The organism is Bacillus sp. LM 4-2 (assembly GCF_000978495.1).
GTDB lineage: Bacteria > Bacillota > Bacilli > Bacillales > Bacillaceae > Bacillus > Bacillus subtilis.
In genome coordinates this window covers 304,347-317,751 of sequence record NZ_CP011101.1, presented here as the reverse complement: position 1 = coordinate 317,751, position 13,405 = coordinate 304,347, and the positions used below count along the sequence as shown (strand labels likewise).

12 protein-coding genes are annotated in these 13,405 nt (G+C 46.0%); 3 read left to right on the top strand and 9 right to left on the bottom strand.

Going from position 1 to position 13,405, the window contains the following annotated elements:
* Nucleotides 1-5: 5 nt before the first annotated feature.
* Nucleotides 6-1,439: a YfcC family protein gene (locus tag bslm_RS01700; protein ID WP_003246402.1), complete on the bottom strand. Its 1,434-nt coding sequence runs from the start codon at nt 1,437-1,439 to the stop codon at nt 6-8.
* Nucleotides 1,440-1,588: 149 nt separating this feature from the next.
* Here bslm_RS01700 and bslm_RS01695 point away from each other — a divergent pair, with 149 nt between their 5' ends.
* Nucleotides 1,589-2,740 carry a M20 peptidase aminoacylase family protein gene (locus bslm_RS01695; protein WP_003234698.1) on the top strand — a complete coding sequence of 384 codons (1,152 nt, stop codon included), beginning with the start codon at nt 1,589-1,591 and terminating at the stop codon, nt 2,738-2,740.
* Nucleotides 2,741-2,778: 38 nt separating this feature from the next.
* On the opposite strand, the gene opuAC is transcribed toward bslm_RS01695, so the two are convergent.
* From opuAC to opuAA, 3 genes are read right to left on the bottom strand one after another with little or no spacing between them, the layout of a single operon-like run.
* Nucleotides 2,779-3,660 (bottom strand): glycine/proline betaine ABC transporter substrate-binding protein OpuAC, encoded by an 882-nt coding sequence (opuAC, locus tag bslm_RS01690; RefSeq protein WP_003234700.1) that lies wholly within the window; start codon nt 3,658-3,660, stop codon nt 2,779-2,781.
* Complete coding sequence (gene opuAB / locus bslm_RS01685; RefSeq protein ID WP_003234703.1) at nt 3,660-4,508, bottom strand: glycine/proline betaine ABC transporter permease subunit OpuAB; 849 nt, start codon at nt 4,506-4,508, stop codon at nt 3,660-3,662. Before opuAB ends, opuAC begins: the two co-directional genes overlap by 1 nt.
* A 1-nt stretch (nt 4,509) precedes the next feature.
* Nucleotides 4,510-5,766, bottom strand: a complete 1,257-nt coding sequence (gene opuAA / locus bslm_RS01680) for a glycine/proline betaine ABC transporter ATP-binding protein OpuAA (RefSeq protein WP_003246301.1) — start codon at nt 5,764-5,766, stop codon at nt 4,510-4,512.
* A gap of 289 nt (nt 5,767-6,055) precedes the next feature.
* Here opuAA and bslm_RS01675 point away from each other — a divergent pair, with 289 nt between their 5' ends.
* Both bslm_RS01675 and bslm_RS01670 read left to right on the top strand, forming a co-directional pair.
* Nucleotides 6,056-6,358 (top strand): ArsR/SmtB family transcription factor, encoded by a 303-nt coding sequence (locus bslm_RS01675; RefSeq protein WP_010886398.1) that lies wholly within the window; start codon nt 6,056-6,058, stop codon nt 6,356-6,358.
* Between the two features lie 68 nt (nt 6,359-6,426).
* The gene (locus tag bslm_RS01670) at nt 6,427-7,599 is read left to right on the top strand and encodes an MFS transporter (RefSeq protein WP_003246304.1); all 1,173 of its coding nucleotides are present in this window, start codon (nt 6,427-6,429) and stop codon (nt 7,597-7,599) included.
* Between the two features lie 252 nt (nt 7,600-7,851).
* Here the strand turns inward: bslm_RS01670 and niaP are convergent, their stop codons facing one another.
* The 5 genes from niaP to bslm_RS01645 form a co-directional block, all read right to left on the bottom strand.
* Complete coding sequence (gene niaP, locus bslm_RS01665) at nt 7,852-9,054, bottom strand: niacin permease NiaP (RefSeq protein WP_003246397.1); 1,203 nt, start codon at nt 9,052-9,054, stop codon at nt 7,852-7,854.
* A 121-nt stretch (nt 9,055-9,175) separates the two neighbouring features.
* Nucleotides 9,176-10,267 carry a toxic anion resistance protein gene (locus bslm_RS01660; protein ID WP_003234715.1) on the bottom strand — a complete coding sequence of 364 codons (1,092 nt, stop codon included), beginning with the start codon at nt 10,265-10,267 and terminating at the stop codon, nt 9,176-9,178.
* A 15-nt stretch (nt 10,268-10,282) separates the two neighbouring features.
* A complete protein-coding gene (locus bslm_RS01655) occupies nt 10,283-11,896 on the bottom strand; it encodes a YceG family protein (RefSeq protein ID WP_003246317.1) in 1,614 nt (537 codons plus the stop codon).
* Nucleotides 11,897-11,980: 84 nt separating this feature from the next.
* Nucleotides 11,981-12,754, bottom strand: a complete 774-nt coding sequence (locus tag bslm_RS01650; RefSeq protein WP_003246458.1) for a TerC family protein — start codon at nt 12,752-12,754, stop codon at nt 11,981-11,983.
* Nucleotides 12,755-12,804: 50 nt separating this feature from the next.
* The gene (locus bslm_RS01645) at nt 12,805-13,383 is read right to left on the bottom strand and encodes a TerD family protein (RefSeq protein WP_003241242.1); all 579 of its coding nucleotides are present in this window, start codon (nt 13,381-13,383) and stop codon (nt 12,805-12,807) included.
* Nucleotides 13,384-13,405 lie beyond the last annotated feature (22 nt).

The window sequence follows — 13,405 nt, the reverse complement described above, 5'->3', positions numbered from 1 at the left end:
AATCGTTAAAACGGCCCCCAATTGATCATGACGCCGATCACGATAAAGACAAGCCCGATCAAGAACCAAATCAGAGCAAGCGGCACCATAAACCGCAGCCACTTGACATACGGAATACCGCTGGCGGCAAGCACCGCCATGAGAACGCCGGATGTCGGGTTCACACAGTTGACGACCCCTTCTCCAAGCATAACCGCTTCAACCGCAACCTGTCTCGTGATTCCCATCAAATCAGCGAGCGGCGCCAGGATTGGAATAAATACAACGGCTTCGCCAGAACCTGAAGAGATGAGAAAATGAAGCAGCGCACTGGCGATATACATGCCGATTGCCCCAGCAATCGGGCTGAATCCATCCAAAAGTGAAGCCAAAGCATTGACGACAGTATCGAGAAGCTTTCCATTTTCAAGGATAACGGAAATGCTTCGTGCCATCCCGACAATCAGCGCCCCGTATACAAGACTTTGGCAGCCCGTAATGAAGGTTTTGGCAATATCGTTCGCCGCAAGCCCGCCTATTAAACCGGCAAGGACAGAAATAAAAATAAATGTCGCAGCCATTTGGGAATCTGACCAGCCAAGCTTCAAAGCGCCGTATAAAAATCCGACAAGTGAGAGTCCCGCCACAGCCAAAATCAGCTTATGGCGAACGGTAAACGGCACTGACTGATCTTCTTCTTTACCGGCTTCGCCCATTCCTGCCGCAGGGAACCAATCTGTTCCTAACACACTGGCATCTTTTGATTTTTTTAATTTTCTCGTATACAAATAGATATAAATAATAGAAGACAGCAAAAAGCATATGTATATCACAACTCGCAGGCCGATTCCTGAGAAAAGAGGGAGCTCCGCGATTGATTGTGATAAACCGAGCGGTGACGGTGATAATATGGTGGAGTTAAATCCAGCGTAGCAGCCGATGTATATAACAGCGGCTCCCGCGACTGCGTCCCATTTTAAGGATCGTGCCACAATGAGGCCGATGGGGATAAAACCGATAACTGAATTCACGACAATCCCGGTTGTTCCGAGAATGGAGAACAATGCGCCGACAATACAAATAAATAATAATTGCTTTGTGCGGAATTTGCTGATGACATTGTAAATCAGGCCATTGATGGCACCCGTTTTTTCTAGAATAGCAATGGTGCCGCCTGTGAATAAAATCAGAAAGATGATGGGTGCTGATCCAACCATTCCATCCTGTAGAGAAGTAAAAAAGCTGATCAAGCTGACCGGAGACTGTTCAATTGAATGATAGCTTCCCGGAACAGCGGTCGTGACATCCCCCTTTGTCACGCGGTCAAATTCACCTGCCGGCACAATATATGAAGCGATTGCGCAAATGAAAGCAATCATAAATAAGAGGACATAGGCGTCAGGCATTTTAAATGTCATACGTTTTTTCTTAGGCTGTGTTTCGGCTGCTGGCATACTCATATTTCGATCCATCCCCTCTGTTTGAAAATATTAATTATTCTGAAAAGTAGCAATATGTGCTATATTATATACAGCCTATATTTCTGTTTCAATATAAATAAAGTAAAGAAGGTAAAAATTCATTCTGATAGAAGGAGGTATTTCTAACCATGCAAAAGCTTTCAGAAGAAATGAAACAAACCATTATGGACATCTTCGAGCATCTGCACGCGAACCCTGAAGTCAGCTGGAAGGAATATGAGACAACTTCATTTTTGAAACAAAAGCTTGAGGATTTAGGGTGCCGGACGCGCACGTTTTCAGACTGCACCGGGGTTGTCGGCGAAATCGGCTCAGGCTCACCTGTTGTAGCGGTACGCGCTGATATTGACGCGCTGTGGCAGGAGGTTAACGGCACATTTCGCGCCAACCATTCCTGCGGACACGATTCACATATGACAATGGCATTGGGCACGTTAATGCTGCTCAAAAAACAACCTGAGCTTCCGAAGGGCACAATCCGTTTTATCTTTCAGCCGGCAGAAGAAAAAGGCGGCGGCGCCTTGAAAATGATAGAAGAAGGCGTGCTTGATGATATCGACTATTTGTATGGCGTTCACGTCCGTCCGATCCAGGAAACACAGAACGGCCGCTGCGCTCCGTCTATTCTGCACGGATCAAGCCAGCACATTGAGGGAACGATCATCGGGGAAGAGGCTCATGGCGCCCGTCCGCACCTCGGGAAAAACAGCATTGAAATTGCGGCATTTCTTGTACATAAGCTCGGACTCATTCATATTGACCCGCAAATCCCGCATACCGTCAAAATGACAAAACTTCAAGCCGGCGGTGAAAGCTCTAACATCATTCCAGGAAAAGCATCGTTCAGCCTTGATTTGCGCGCACAGACCAATGAAGCCATGGAGGCGTTAATCGCCGAGACAGAAAGAGCCTGTGAAGCGGCCGCCGCTGCATTCGGCGCAAAAATCGATCTGCAAAAAGAACACAGCCTTCCTGCGGCAACACAAAACAAAGAAGCTGAAGCGATCATGGCAGAAGCCATTACAGATATCATCGGGGCTGAGCGGCTTGATGACCCGCTTGTTACTACCGGCGGAGAGGATTTCCATTTTTACGCCGTGAAGGTGCCGAATCTGAAAACAACGATGCTCGGACTAGGCTGCGGGCTCCAGCCGGGGCTCCATCATCCGCACATGACCTTTGACAGAAATGCGATATTTACCGGCATTCATATTTTGGCGAACGCCGTGCTCAAAACATTTCAGAAGGCGGAATCACTTGCTGCCGCTAACGCTTCTTAACGCAAAAAAAGCAGCCTGGCTACAGGCTGCTTTCTTCATTATTTATTCAAATCTTCAATTGAGTTGACATTTTTCATATATTGAGGAACAACAAGCCCCATCTTCACACCAGTCATACTGGTGCCAATATCATCATATTTGCCTTTATATTTAGCAGCGTATGCTTTATGGGTATTCGGCAGCCATGCGGAAAGTGATGCATCCGCACTTCCCGTTGCAATTGCAGTCCACATCGGCCCAGCCTCTACCTGAGTAAGTGTTACCTCATAGCCCAAGTCTTCTAAGACTTTGCCTATGACGTTTGTACTTGCAATCTCACTGTCCCACGCCACATAGGCAAGGTTGATTTTGTCTCCCTTCACCTTTTGAACGCCTTTTGTCCATTCGGCTATCTGATCCTTGTGTTTATTGACGTACTCAGCAGCAACTTTGGCAGGTTTCTCGCCTTCTTCCACTTTGATCATGATTTCGCCCATTTCGTCTTGCGTCCATTTAAACTGGCTCAGAAGCTTTGCGGCATTCGGCTGCTCTTTGCTGAAGCCTTTGCGTGTGATCGTATGGATTTCCTCTGCGCTGCCATAAGATTGTTTCGGATCATCGAGATATTTCAGCTTATATCTGGAGAACATCCAGTGCGGTGTCCATCCTGTAATGATAATCGGTTTCTTACGGTCGTATGACTTTTTAAGCGTAGCGGTCATCGCAGCACTTGACGCTGAAATCAATGTCCAGTCATTCAGGTCATAATCCTTCATCGCTTTGTCAGTCAGGGACATAATCCCTGAACCGGGGTCAATCCCGATGATGGTCTTATTCACTTGTTCTGCTGCGGATGCATTTTCATCGTTTTCTGAACCGCAAGCCGCAAGTGAGAGCGCCAGCATGGCTGAAACGCCGATGCCGATGATTTTTTTAAGCATCAGGCATTCCCCCTGCTTTTCTTCTTCACTTTAATATTTTGAGTAATACGGTCCAGGGTAATGGCAACGATAACGATGGCGATACCGGCCTCTACTCCGACCCCGGTTTTCAGCTGTGTAACGGCACTGTATACTTCAGAACCAAGTCCCGGTGCACCGACCATTGCGGCGATAACAACCATTGATAACGCAAGCATGATGCTCTGGTTAATTCCGGCCAAAATCGTTTTTGTCGCAAGCGGAAGCTGAACTTTAAACAAACGCTGAGCTGTTGTAGAACCGAATGCCTCAGTCGCTTCAATCAGATCCGCCGGCACTTGTTTAATACCGAGAACAGTCATGCGGATTGTCGGCGGCATCGCGAAGATAACAGATGCAACAACACCCGGCACAACACCGATGTTAAAGAAGAAAATCGCCGGCAATAGATATACGAAAGCAGGCATTGTCTGCATTAAATCAAGAATTGGCGTTACAATACGGCGAACCGTTTCCTTCTGAGACGCCCAAATTCCGATCGGTACCCCGACCACAATCGAAATAATCACAGATGTCAACACAAGCGCCAATGTTTGCAGCATTGGGTCCCAATATCCTAAATAATCGATCAGGAGGAATCCAATCAACGTAAATAACGCAATTCCCCTTGTACTGATCCACCACGCAAGTGCGGCGAAAATAATCGTTAACAAAATAGATGGAATAAATCCAAGACCGGTGACAATTCCATTTACAAAAGCGGCCAATCCGTTAGCGATTCCGTCGAAGAATCCGCCAAACGTCATCGTAATCCAGTCAACAAAACGGTCAATAATATCTGCTAAAGGTATTCTAGGCAGTCTATCCATCTTATTTCACCTCCTGTGCAGAAGGATCTTGTGTTTGTTCGTTAGTGCCTTCAGCATTGATATACTCGTTATTGCCGGCAAGTGCGCCAATCAGCGCGCCTCTTACGACAATTCCTTTCATTCTTTGCTTCTCATCCACAACCGCAATTGGAATATTCGCATCGGACACAACGTCAAAAATCTCAGTCAGATACGTATTCTCTGGTACAGTCGTAAATTCTGTATTCAAGATGTCTTGAAGTGACAAATCAGACTCAGCCGCTTTTTTCGCATCAGACGCATAGATAACACCTAATAATTTCTTTTGTTTATCCACTGCATAAATTGAAGAAATTCCAAGGTTTTTCATCAGTGTCAATGCTACGCGAGGCCCTTTATCAATCCGCACTGTTTCAGCGCGTTTCATAATGTGGCCTGCTGTGAGGACTTTAGACAAATCAACATCTTCGACGAATTTCTCAACATATTCGTTAGATGGATTCATCAGGATTTCTTCAGGCGTGCCGATTTGAACGATGTTGCCGTCCTTCATTAGGACAATTCTGTCGCCGATCCGCAACGCTTCGTCCAAGTCATGCGTAATAAAGATAATTGTTTTTCCGACATTATCGTGAAGATCAAGAAGCTCATCCTGCATATCTTTACGAATCAGTGGATCGAGCGCACTGAACGCTTCGTCCATCAGAAGGATGTCCGGGTCATTCGTCAACGCGCGGGCAAGGCCGACACGCTGCTGCATCCCGCCGGAAAGCTGGTCGGGATATTGGTGTTCAAATCCTTCCAGTCCAACGAGCTTAAGAGACTCAAGCGCTTTTTGCTGCCGCTCTTGTTTGTCTACACCTTGAAGCTCCAGTCCGTATTCTGTGTTTTCAAGTATCGTTCTGTGCGGAAACAGAGCGAACTTTTGGAAGACCATGCTGATTTTTTTCCGGCGGACTTCCCGGAGCTGGTCTTTTGACATATTTGTTATCATGTCACCATCAATGTAAATATTTCCGGCAGTCGGTTCAATAAGCCGGTTTAACATCCGTACTAAAGTTGATTTACCGCTCCCTGATAGACCCATGATGACAAATATCTCACCATCATATACTTCAAAATCTGCCTGATTAACCCCAACGGTTGATCCGGTTGCTTTCAGGATCTCTTTTTTTGTCTTTCCGTTGGCAAGCATTTGAACTGCCTTCTTTGTTTGTTTCCCAAAAATCTTAGAGACTTTCTCGACTTTTATCTTAATTGGTTTCTCATCTACACTCATATTTTCCCTCCATATTAAGCAATCTTTATTACCGTAACATTTATGTAACTTCCCACACAAACAGCATATTCTCTTTTATTCTGTACCATTTCTTTATAAACATCCATGTGACCACATGATCTTATTTATGCTTCTAAATGCTCTGTAATCCTCCTATATGATTGTATTTTACGGGTGATTTTTCTCCTACCTTTAGTTGAAAACGCTTTTATTGGAATTGAATTCCTCCTTCCTCTTATGACTTCCTGCTCCTTTACTGGAAAAATAAGTTGCTTTTTCAACACCCATTATGTATTATAGTTTCATGACTATGAAACAATCAGATGATCAAATCAGAGCGCAAATTTTTAAAGCACTGTCTGATGAATCAAGGCTTGCCATTATTCGTACGCTTTATGTCAGCGGAAAAGAACTCAGCTGCGGTGAAGTAGGTGAAAAGTGCAATATTGTCAAAACCACGGCATCTTATCATTTTAAAACGCTGCGTGAAGCGGGATTGACGGCAACCCGGAAAGATTCGCGGACAAAATACGTCAGTCTGCGTGAAGACACATTTCAAACATACCTGCCTGGCTTTTTGGAAACCCTCTAACAAAGGGTTTTCTCTATACATATCTGTTTCATAGTTTTAAAGTTATAAAACAATAGGAGTGATAAAATTTGAATCGCATTTGGCTTTTCTTCAGTGTCATGTTTGTCATTGGCACGGATACCTTTTTGCTTTCGCCGCTTCTCCCCCTTTTACAGGATCAGTTTCATGTCTCTACTGATTTGTCAGGCTGGATGGTCAGTGCTTATGCACTCGGTTATGCACTCTTCGCTTTCATTGCAGGCCCAATCTCAGACCGGCTGAACAGGAAAACAGTCATGCTGTGGGGACTTGCAGGCTTTATCGTATCCACATTTTTATGCGGCATCGCTCCCTCTTTTGCCGCCATGTGCCTGTTCCGTTTTGCCGCAGGCGTTAGCGCTGCGTTTGTGACGCCTCAAATTTGGGCGTCCATCCCAGTCATTGTCCAGCCTTCTCAGATCATAAAAGGCATGGGGATTGCGACAGCAGGTTTGGCCGCTTCACAAATGCTCGGACTTCCTATTGGAGGGTTTCTCGCTTCCTTTACATGGCATACGCCATTTTTCGTTTTGTCAGCGTGCTCGCTTATTCTTCTATTGATCCTGGCGGCGGTCATGCCTGGCATCCGGCCTTCTGAACCATTGGCGCGCCCATCAATTGTCAACCCCTATCGGGAGCTTTTTTCATTGCCGAAAACATCGGTCATTCTGCTTGCCTATTTTCTGTTTCAAACCGGAAACTTCGCATCGTTCAGCTTTCTGGGTACTTGGCTTTCCGCGGATTATCATTTAACCGTGTCACAAATTGGCGCAGCTATGCTTGTACTCGGACTGGGAAATATGCTCGGGAGCCTTATCGGCAGCCGGGTTTCAGAAAAGCTGGGCATGTTTAAAACACTGATCAGCGGGATGCTGCTAATGGGCGCTCTCTATTTCGCTCTTCCGTTCTTTCCAAACTTGTTTTTAGTAGAAGCCGGCTTTTTTCTCACGTTCTTTACAGCTGGCATCATCTTTCCGTTAATGATGGGTGTCTTTCAATCCATTGCACCAAATGCGCGAGGAACCATCGCTTCCCTTTCCAATGCCGCTATGTATGCCGGAACCACTGTCGGTACAAGTATTGCAGGTTTTTTATATCAAAGCACACAGCATTTCGGAGCTGTCACAGGATTTACTGCCATTCTGTTCATACTTTCTATGACGCTCTACCAGACAATCAGTAAAACCGGGAAACGCCAATCCACAGCCCGGGCGCAATTGTAAAAAAGCACCTCATTCAAGAGGTGCCTCAGATTGTTGACAAAATCTTTTCAGCGTGATTGAAAACCCTTGAAGTCTAGGAAGGACGAGCATAGGAGCGGACATTCACAGGATGTGATGACGACGGCGTTTAGGCAGGACGCCTGAGAATTTAGCCGTTGATCCACTTCGCATTGAGCACCGAAGCGCAGTCCTGACAACGAATGCGAGGGTTTGTCGACACGCTGAAAGCACCTCTTTTAAGAGGTGCTTTTCCTATTCTAGCTCAGTTTGTTTCGTTTCTTTCCCCATAATCAAAATACAAGCAACCGCAAGTAAGATTGCAATGCAAAAGATTGAAAAGATGACCGAAAACGAAATATGACGGGCTGCCAGGGTTCCGACGAGCAAAGGCCCGAAGATGCCGCCGATTCTTCCAAACGCTGCTGTCGTTCCTGAACCTGTTGCTCGAATCGCAGTCGGGTATTGCTCCGGGGTATAAGCATACAGCACGCCCCACGCACCGAGATTGAAAAACGATAACAGCACTCCAGCCGTAAGCAGAAGACTTAAGGAATCCGCCGTTCCGAAGAAATAGGCGCTTCCTGCTGTGCCAATCAAGTAAACGACGAGTATCCACTTCCGGCCCGCTTTTTCAATCAGCCATGCGGCAGAGAAATAGCCAGGTAGCTGAGCAAGCGTCATCAGCAGGACATATTCAAAGCTTTGAATCATGCTGAAGCCTTTCAGCAGCATGACACTCGGGAGCCATAGGAACATGCCGTAATAAGAAAACACCACACAGAACCAAACGATCGACAGCATCACCGTCGGCCGTATATACTGTCTTGCCCAGACGCTTTTTACATTCTCCCACATCGACCTCTTTTTGGCAGAAAGCGATTCATATTTCGGCGAATCAGGTAGACTCGTCCGCAGGTACAGCGCATAAAAAGCAGTCAGCGCAGTTAACAGAAGGGCAGCCTGCCAGCCGAAGCTTGGTATCACAAAGTAAGAAATCAAGGCCGCTGCGAGCCAGCCCACGGCCCAAAAGCTTTCCAAAAGCACAATCACTCTGCCCCGCTTTTCAGGCACAACCGCTTCCGAAACGAGTGTTGAAGCGACTGGAAGCTCGCCGCCAAGTCCCATACCAATCACGAAACGAAGGATTAGAAATGCCGATAAGCTCGTCACAAAAGCGGAAATGCCGCTTCCGATGGAAAAGCATAAAAGGGTGATGATGAACACTTTTTTGCGGCCGATTCGATCAGCAAGCAAACCAAACAAAAACGCACCCGCAGCCATGCCGATGGAATTGACGCTTCCGATCCATTTCATTTCTTCGGGCGACAGATTCCACTCTACATGGAGCGCGGCGATAATAAACGATAATATTCCGACATCCATTGCATCAAACAGCCACCCCAAACCGGCGACGCCCAGCAGTTTACGCTGGGATATAGGCTGTTGTTTTCCCATTGCCAACACCTCTGATATGCAAAATGATTACCGTTTAAGTTTACACCTGTCTTTACACATTGTCATTAACTAAATGATGTAATTGAAATACCCCGCTTATGTTCCACAAGCGGGGTTTTTATTATTGCTGCAATGCTGCTTTTTTAATATTATCCTGAAGCTGGGCAATTCGTCTCGCGCCGTCTTCGCGGAGGCGCTTGTTTTCTTCTTCGATTTGTTTTGTTTCCTGCATGCCGCTGACAATCGTGTTCCAAGACGATTCAATCGTTTCAATATCTATGCTCGGTCTGCCGGCCATTCTCGCAATTTCAACACTTTGGCTCGAGATGTTTTCAGCATTTCGTTTCAGCATCTCGTTTGTCCGGCGGTCAAGCTCGCTCATGGAATCAGCCACAAGCTTTTGCCGCTTTACCGTAACAGCCTGAATAATGCCGTTTTTGAAAATCGGAATGGTAATGATAAACGCGGAGTTGATTTTCCCGATCAGCTTTGCATTTCCTCGCTGCAGGAGACGGATTTGAGGTGCGGTTTGAAGCGCCACCATCCGTGCCATGTCAAGATCATACACCCGTTCCTCAAGCGCCTGAATGCCGTTGCGCAACGTATCGAGCTGCATTTGCGCCAGCTGGTTCCCGCTTGCCGCTTTTTCCTCATATGAAGGAAGGATCGACTGCATCTCTTCCAGTTTCATCTGCCCGGCAACGACGTATTTTTCAAGCTCCATATAGTATTTGATATTGTTTTCATACATTTCATCGAGCGTGTAGTTCGTCTTCGTCATCTCATCTTTGTATTTTGAAATCTCAACGTGGATTTTTTCAATCTCTCCGCCAAGCGTCTGATACTTTTTAAAGATTTTTTCAATCATGCTGCCGCCGCGTTTGAAAATTTTCGCCATTAATCCCTTTGGCTCATCAAAATCATTTTTGTCGAAGCGGTCCATGATTTTCCCAAGCTGAGTCAGCATTGTGCCGGAGTCTGTCACGCTTGTTGTTTTCATCATCCCCAAGATGCGGTCAGAGAACTTGGATATTTCAACGGCCGGCTCCTTGCCGTACTCAAGCAGCTCCATTTGGTTTTTGACGTCAATTTGTTGAGCAAGCCGCTTCACTTCTGGTTCCTGACGGAGCTGAAGACGGATATCGTCAGCTTTTTGCTGGGAAATCTCTTCATTTTTATCGAGAACAAGCGGATTTTGATTTTCTGTTGTCATGCTTTTCTTCTCTCCTTATTTTTGGGTAATGGTTCTGAAGAGCCTTTTCACAAGCGAAGGCTCTTTGTAGTCCTGCTGAAACACCATGTCATCCAGCCAGTGGATATCATACTGATCCTCTTCAATAAACTGCTCAATATCTTGGTGTCCGGGCGGATTATAAATGATGATATCGATTCCGATTTCATTCAGGAACAGCAGGGCGGCAGCATCCGAACGCGTGAGTCCGCCGCTCATTTCCGTATGATATAAAACGAGTTTCGGAACGGTTTGCGCATAGTCGAACATTTGAATCAATTTCAGCAGATTAGCAGGCAGGTTTGTTGTTTGTTTAAACAAATAGATTTGAACATCCTTGACTTGTTCCTGATGCAAGGCTTTAAGCCGCGGGTACCTGCACATTCTCGAAATCGTTTTGGCAATGGCAGTCTGAACGCCCGCCGGCAGCTGTTTGTACTGCCACACATTGCTTGCCATCAGCTTGTCCGGATCAATGTTCCCTTCTTGATCAAGTGCGTGGCTGTAGTGAAATTGATAGTTCGACTTTATTTCTTCTGTAAATGGAAAGCTTCTGACCATTTCTGTTTCCTGATAATCCGCTAGAGTATGAAGCCTGTTCCAATATTCCTTATTGTCTTTCGACACGCCCATAATTTTGGCGAATACATTCGGAATCTCAATGGAATGTTTATCAGCTTTGAAATTCGGCCGAATAAAGGCGCGTTCTTTCGTGATTAAAAACAATTCATCATAGGTCGTTTTCAGCGTAACGGACACCGGTGTGTGATCTCTGAACTGCCACGGCTTATATAGCATGGATTCCTCGTGATTCAGCACATGTTCAATTTCCTTTGTTGAGCGGTAAGCCACTGTTGATTTCCGGTCTGGTTTTTCTTTCGGAAACGGCTGAAGCTCCGAAACATCCGGGAGCTTTTCCGTAAAACCGAGCTCCTGCTTCGGGTCGACAAGCGCCAGCTGATCCGTTCCCGCCGGATGGAACAGCAGTACATCACAGCCGACCAGCATCAGATAATATAAGAAATAGAGCTGGCTTTTCGTCGCATCTCCATACCAAACAACCTTCGGCATCTCCCGCTCTATATCGGTTTTTTCCAGCCAAGGGTTCAGATGGTTTAAGGAAAACTTCGAGACATCAAGCAGCACTCTGCGAAAATCAGGATGATTCAGCCCCTTTTCATGACTGTCCGCAAAGGTATGTAAAAGCGTCATCAACGCTTTTCTTAAATGGCGGTGCATCAAGGGATTTGAGTGCTTCGCAATCAGCTTTTCCCCGTCCAGAAAGGCAACAAAGCGGCTGACTGACAGCCCTTTTTCTTTCTGATTGATGGAATGAATATGCTGAAGCTTTTGAAATGTTTCCGGTTCGATTGTTTTATCAAGCGTTTCACTCAAAATCGTTATGCGGTCGTTTACAGACAGCTCATACAGCTCGTTATAGTAGTCCGTCTCATCAATAGGCGTGCCCAATATCTGACCGGCAAGACGAGAAAAAGAAAGGCCTTGTGCAGTTTCATAGTGATCCCGCTCCGGCAATGGCTGAAACAGCAGGCTTTTCCAATCGCCATCAGCCGGAAGTGCTTTATGAATGGTTAGTTCTTCTTGTCTCATCATATCCTCCTTTCCGGTTTGTCATTGAAACGATATTTCGGTAACAAAAAAGGAAGGACATTGAACCTCCCTCCTTGTTTTGTTTTATTCTTCTTTTGAAGCGGCTGTTTGTTCGCGCACCTGCTTTTGTTTATTGATGTAGTGAATGATCAATGTTACCGCAAATGCAGCGATAATGATAATGAAGAATACAGAGTGCGGCATTTCGTAATGGAAAGCGCTCCCCGCCATTTTCAGCGCGATAATGCCGATTAAGACGAATGCTGTGTTTTCCAGCTCAGGAATTTTATCAATCAGCACAAGGAACACTTTTGCCACTGTACGCATCATTAAAATACCAAGCATACCGCCAATCAGAAGCACCCATACTTTTTCAGATACTGCAAACGCGGCCAGGATGCTGTCCACAGAGAAGGCAAGATCCATTAATTCTACTGAAATGACAGTCGCCCAGAAGATCCCGAACGTGCGGACCATCCAAGAGTTTTTCTTCATGCCGTCCGCTTCCTCTTCTTTTTCGCCTATCCAGAAGTGCTTAATGACGAGCCAAGCCAGGTAAAGCGCGCCAAGCACCTTGATCCACCAGAATTTAATGAGAAGCATACCGAGCCCGATGAAAATAAACCTGAAAATATAAGCTCCAAACAAACCATACGTTAACGCTTTTTTCCGCTGTTTTTCCGGCAGGTGTTTAACCATGACCGCAAGAACAAGCGCGTTATCGGCCGATAAAAGGCCTTCCAGAACAACAAGGGAACCGATCAAACCCCAGGAAACAGGATCAGTCAGAACTTCCCCCCACATTTTCCAATCGAAAAATGAAGCATACGTAGACAAAATATGATGTAAAAAGTCCAAGTTTTTTCCTCCTATAATTTGAAACGGTGACTTCTCTATTTGTCACTCGCTTACACTTGCAAACCGTAATTCCGGCACAATGCAGCCAGCCCGCCGGAAAATCCGCTGCCGATTGCATTGAATTTCCACTCGCCGCCGTGTCTGTAAAGCTCACAAACGACAACAGCTGTTTCAATGGAGAAGTCTTCTCCCAAATCGAAGCGAAGAAGCTCATTCTGCGTTTCTTCATCCACAACGCGGACAAATGCATTGGAAACTTGTCCAAAGTTTTGGCTGCGTGCTTCAGCGTCGTGAATGGTCACTGTGATGCCGATTTTCTCAATGTGAGCAGGGATTTTTGAGAAATCAACGATAATCTGCTCATCATCTCCGTCGCCCTCACCCGTGCGGTTGTCACCCGTATGGATGACACCGCCGCTCGGATGTTCAAGGTTATTATAGAAGACGAAATCGAGATCATTTACGCAGTTATCATGCGCATCAACTAAAAAGGCCGAAGCATCCAGGTCAAAATCGTGTCCGCCGGAGTACTTGTTTGTATCCCAGCCTAAGCCGATCACCGCTTTAGTCAGTCCCGGATTTGTTTTTGTTAAATCAATGCGCTGTCCTTTTGATAATTGAATGGCCATACTGCCTCTCTCCTTTCTGCTC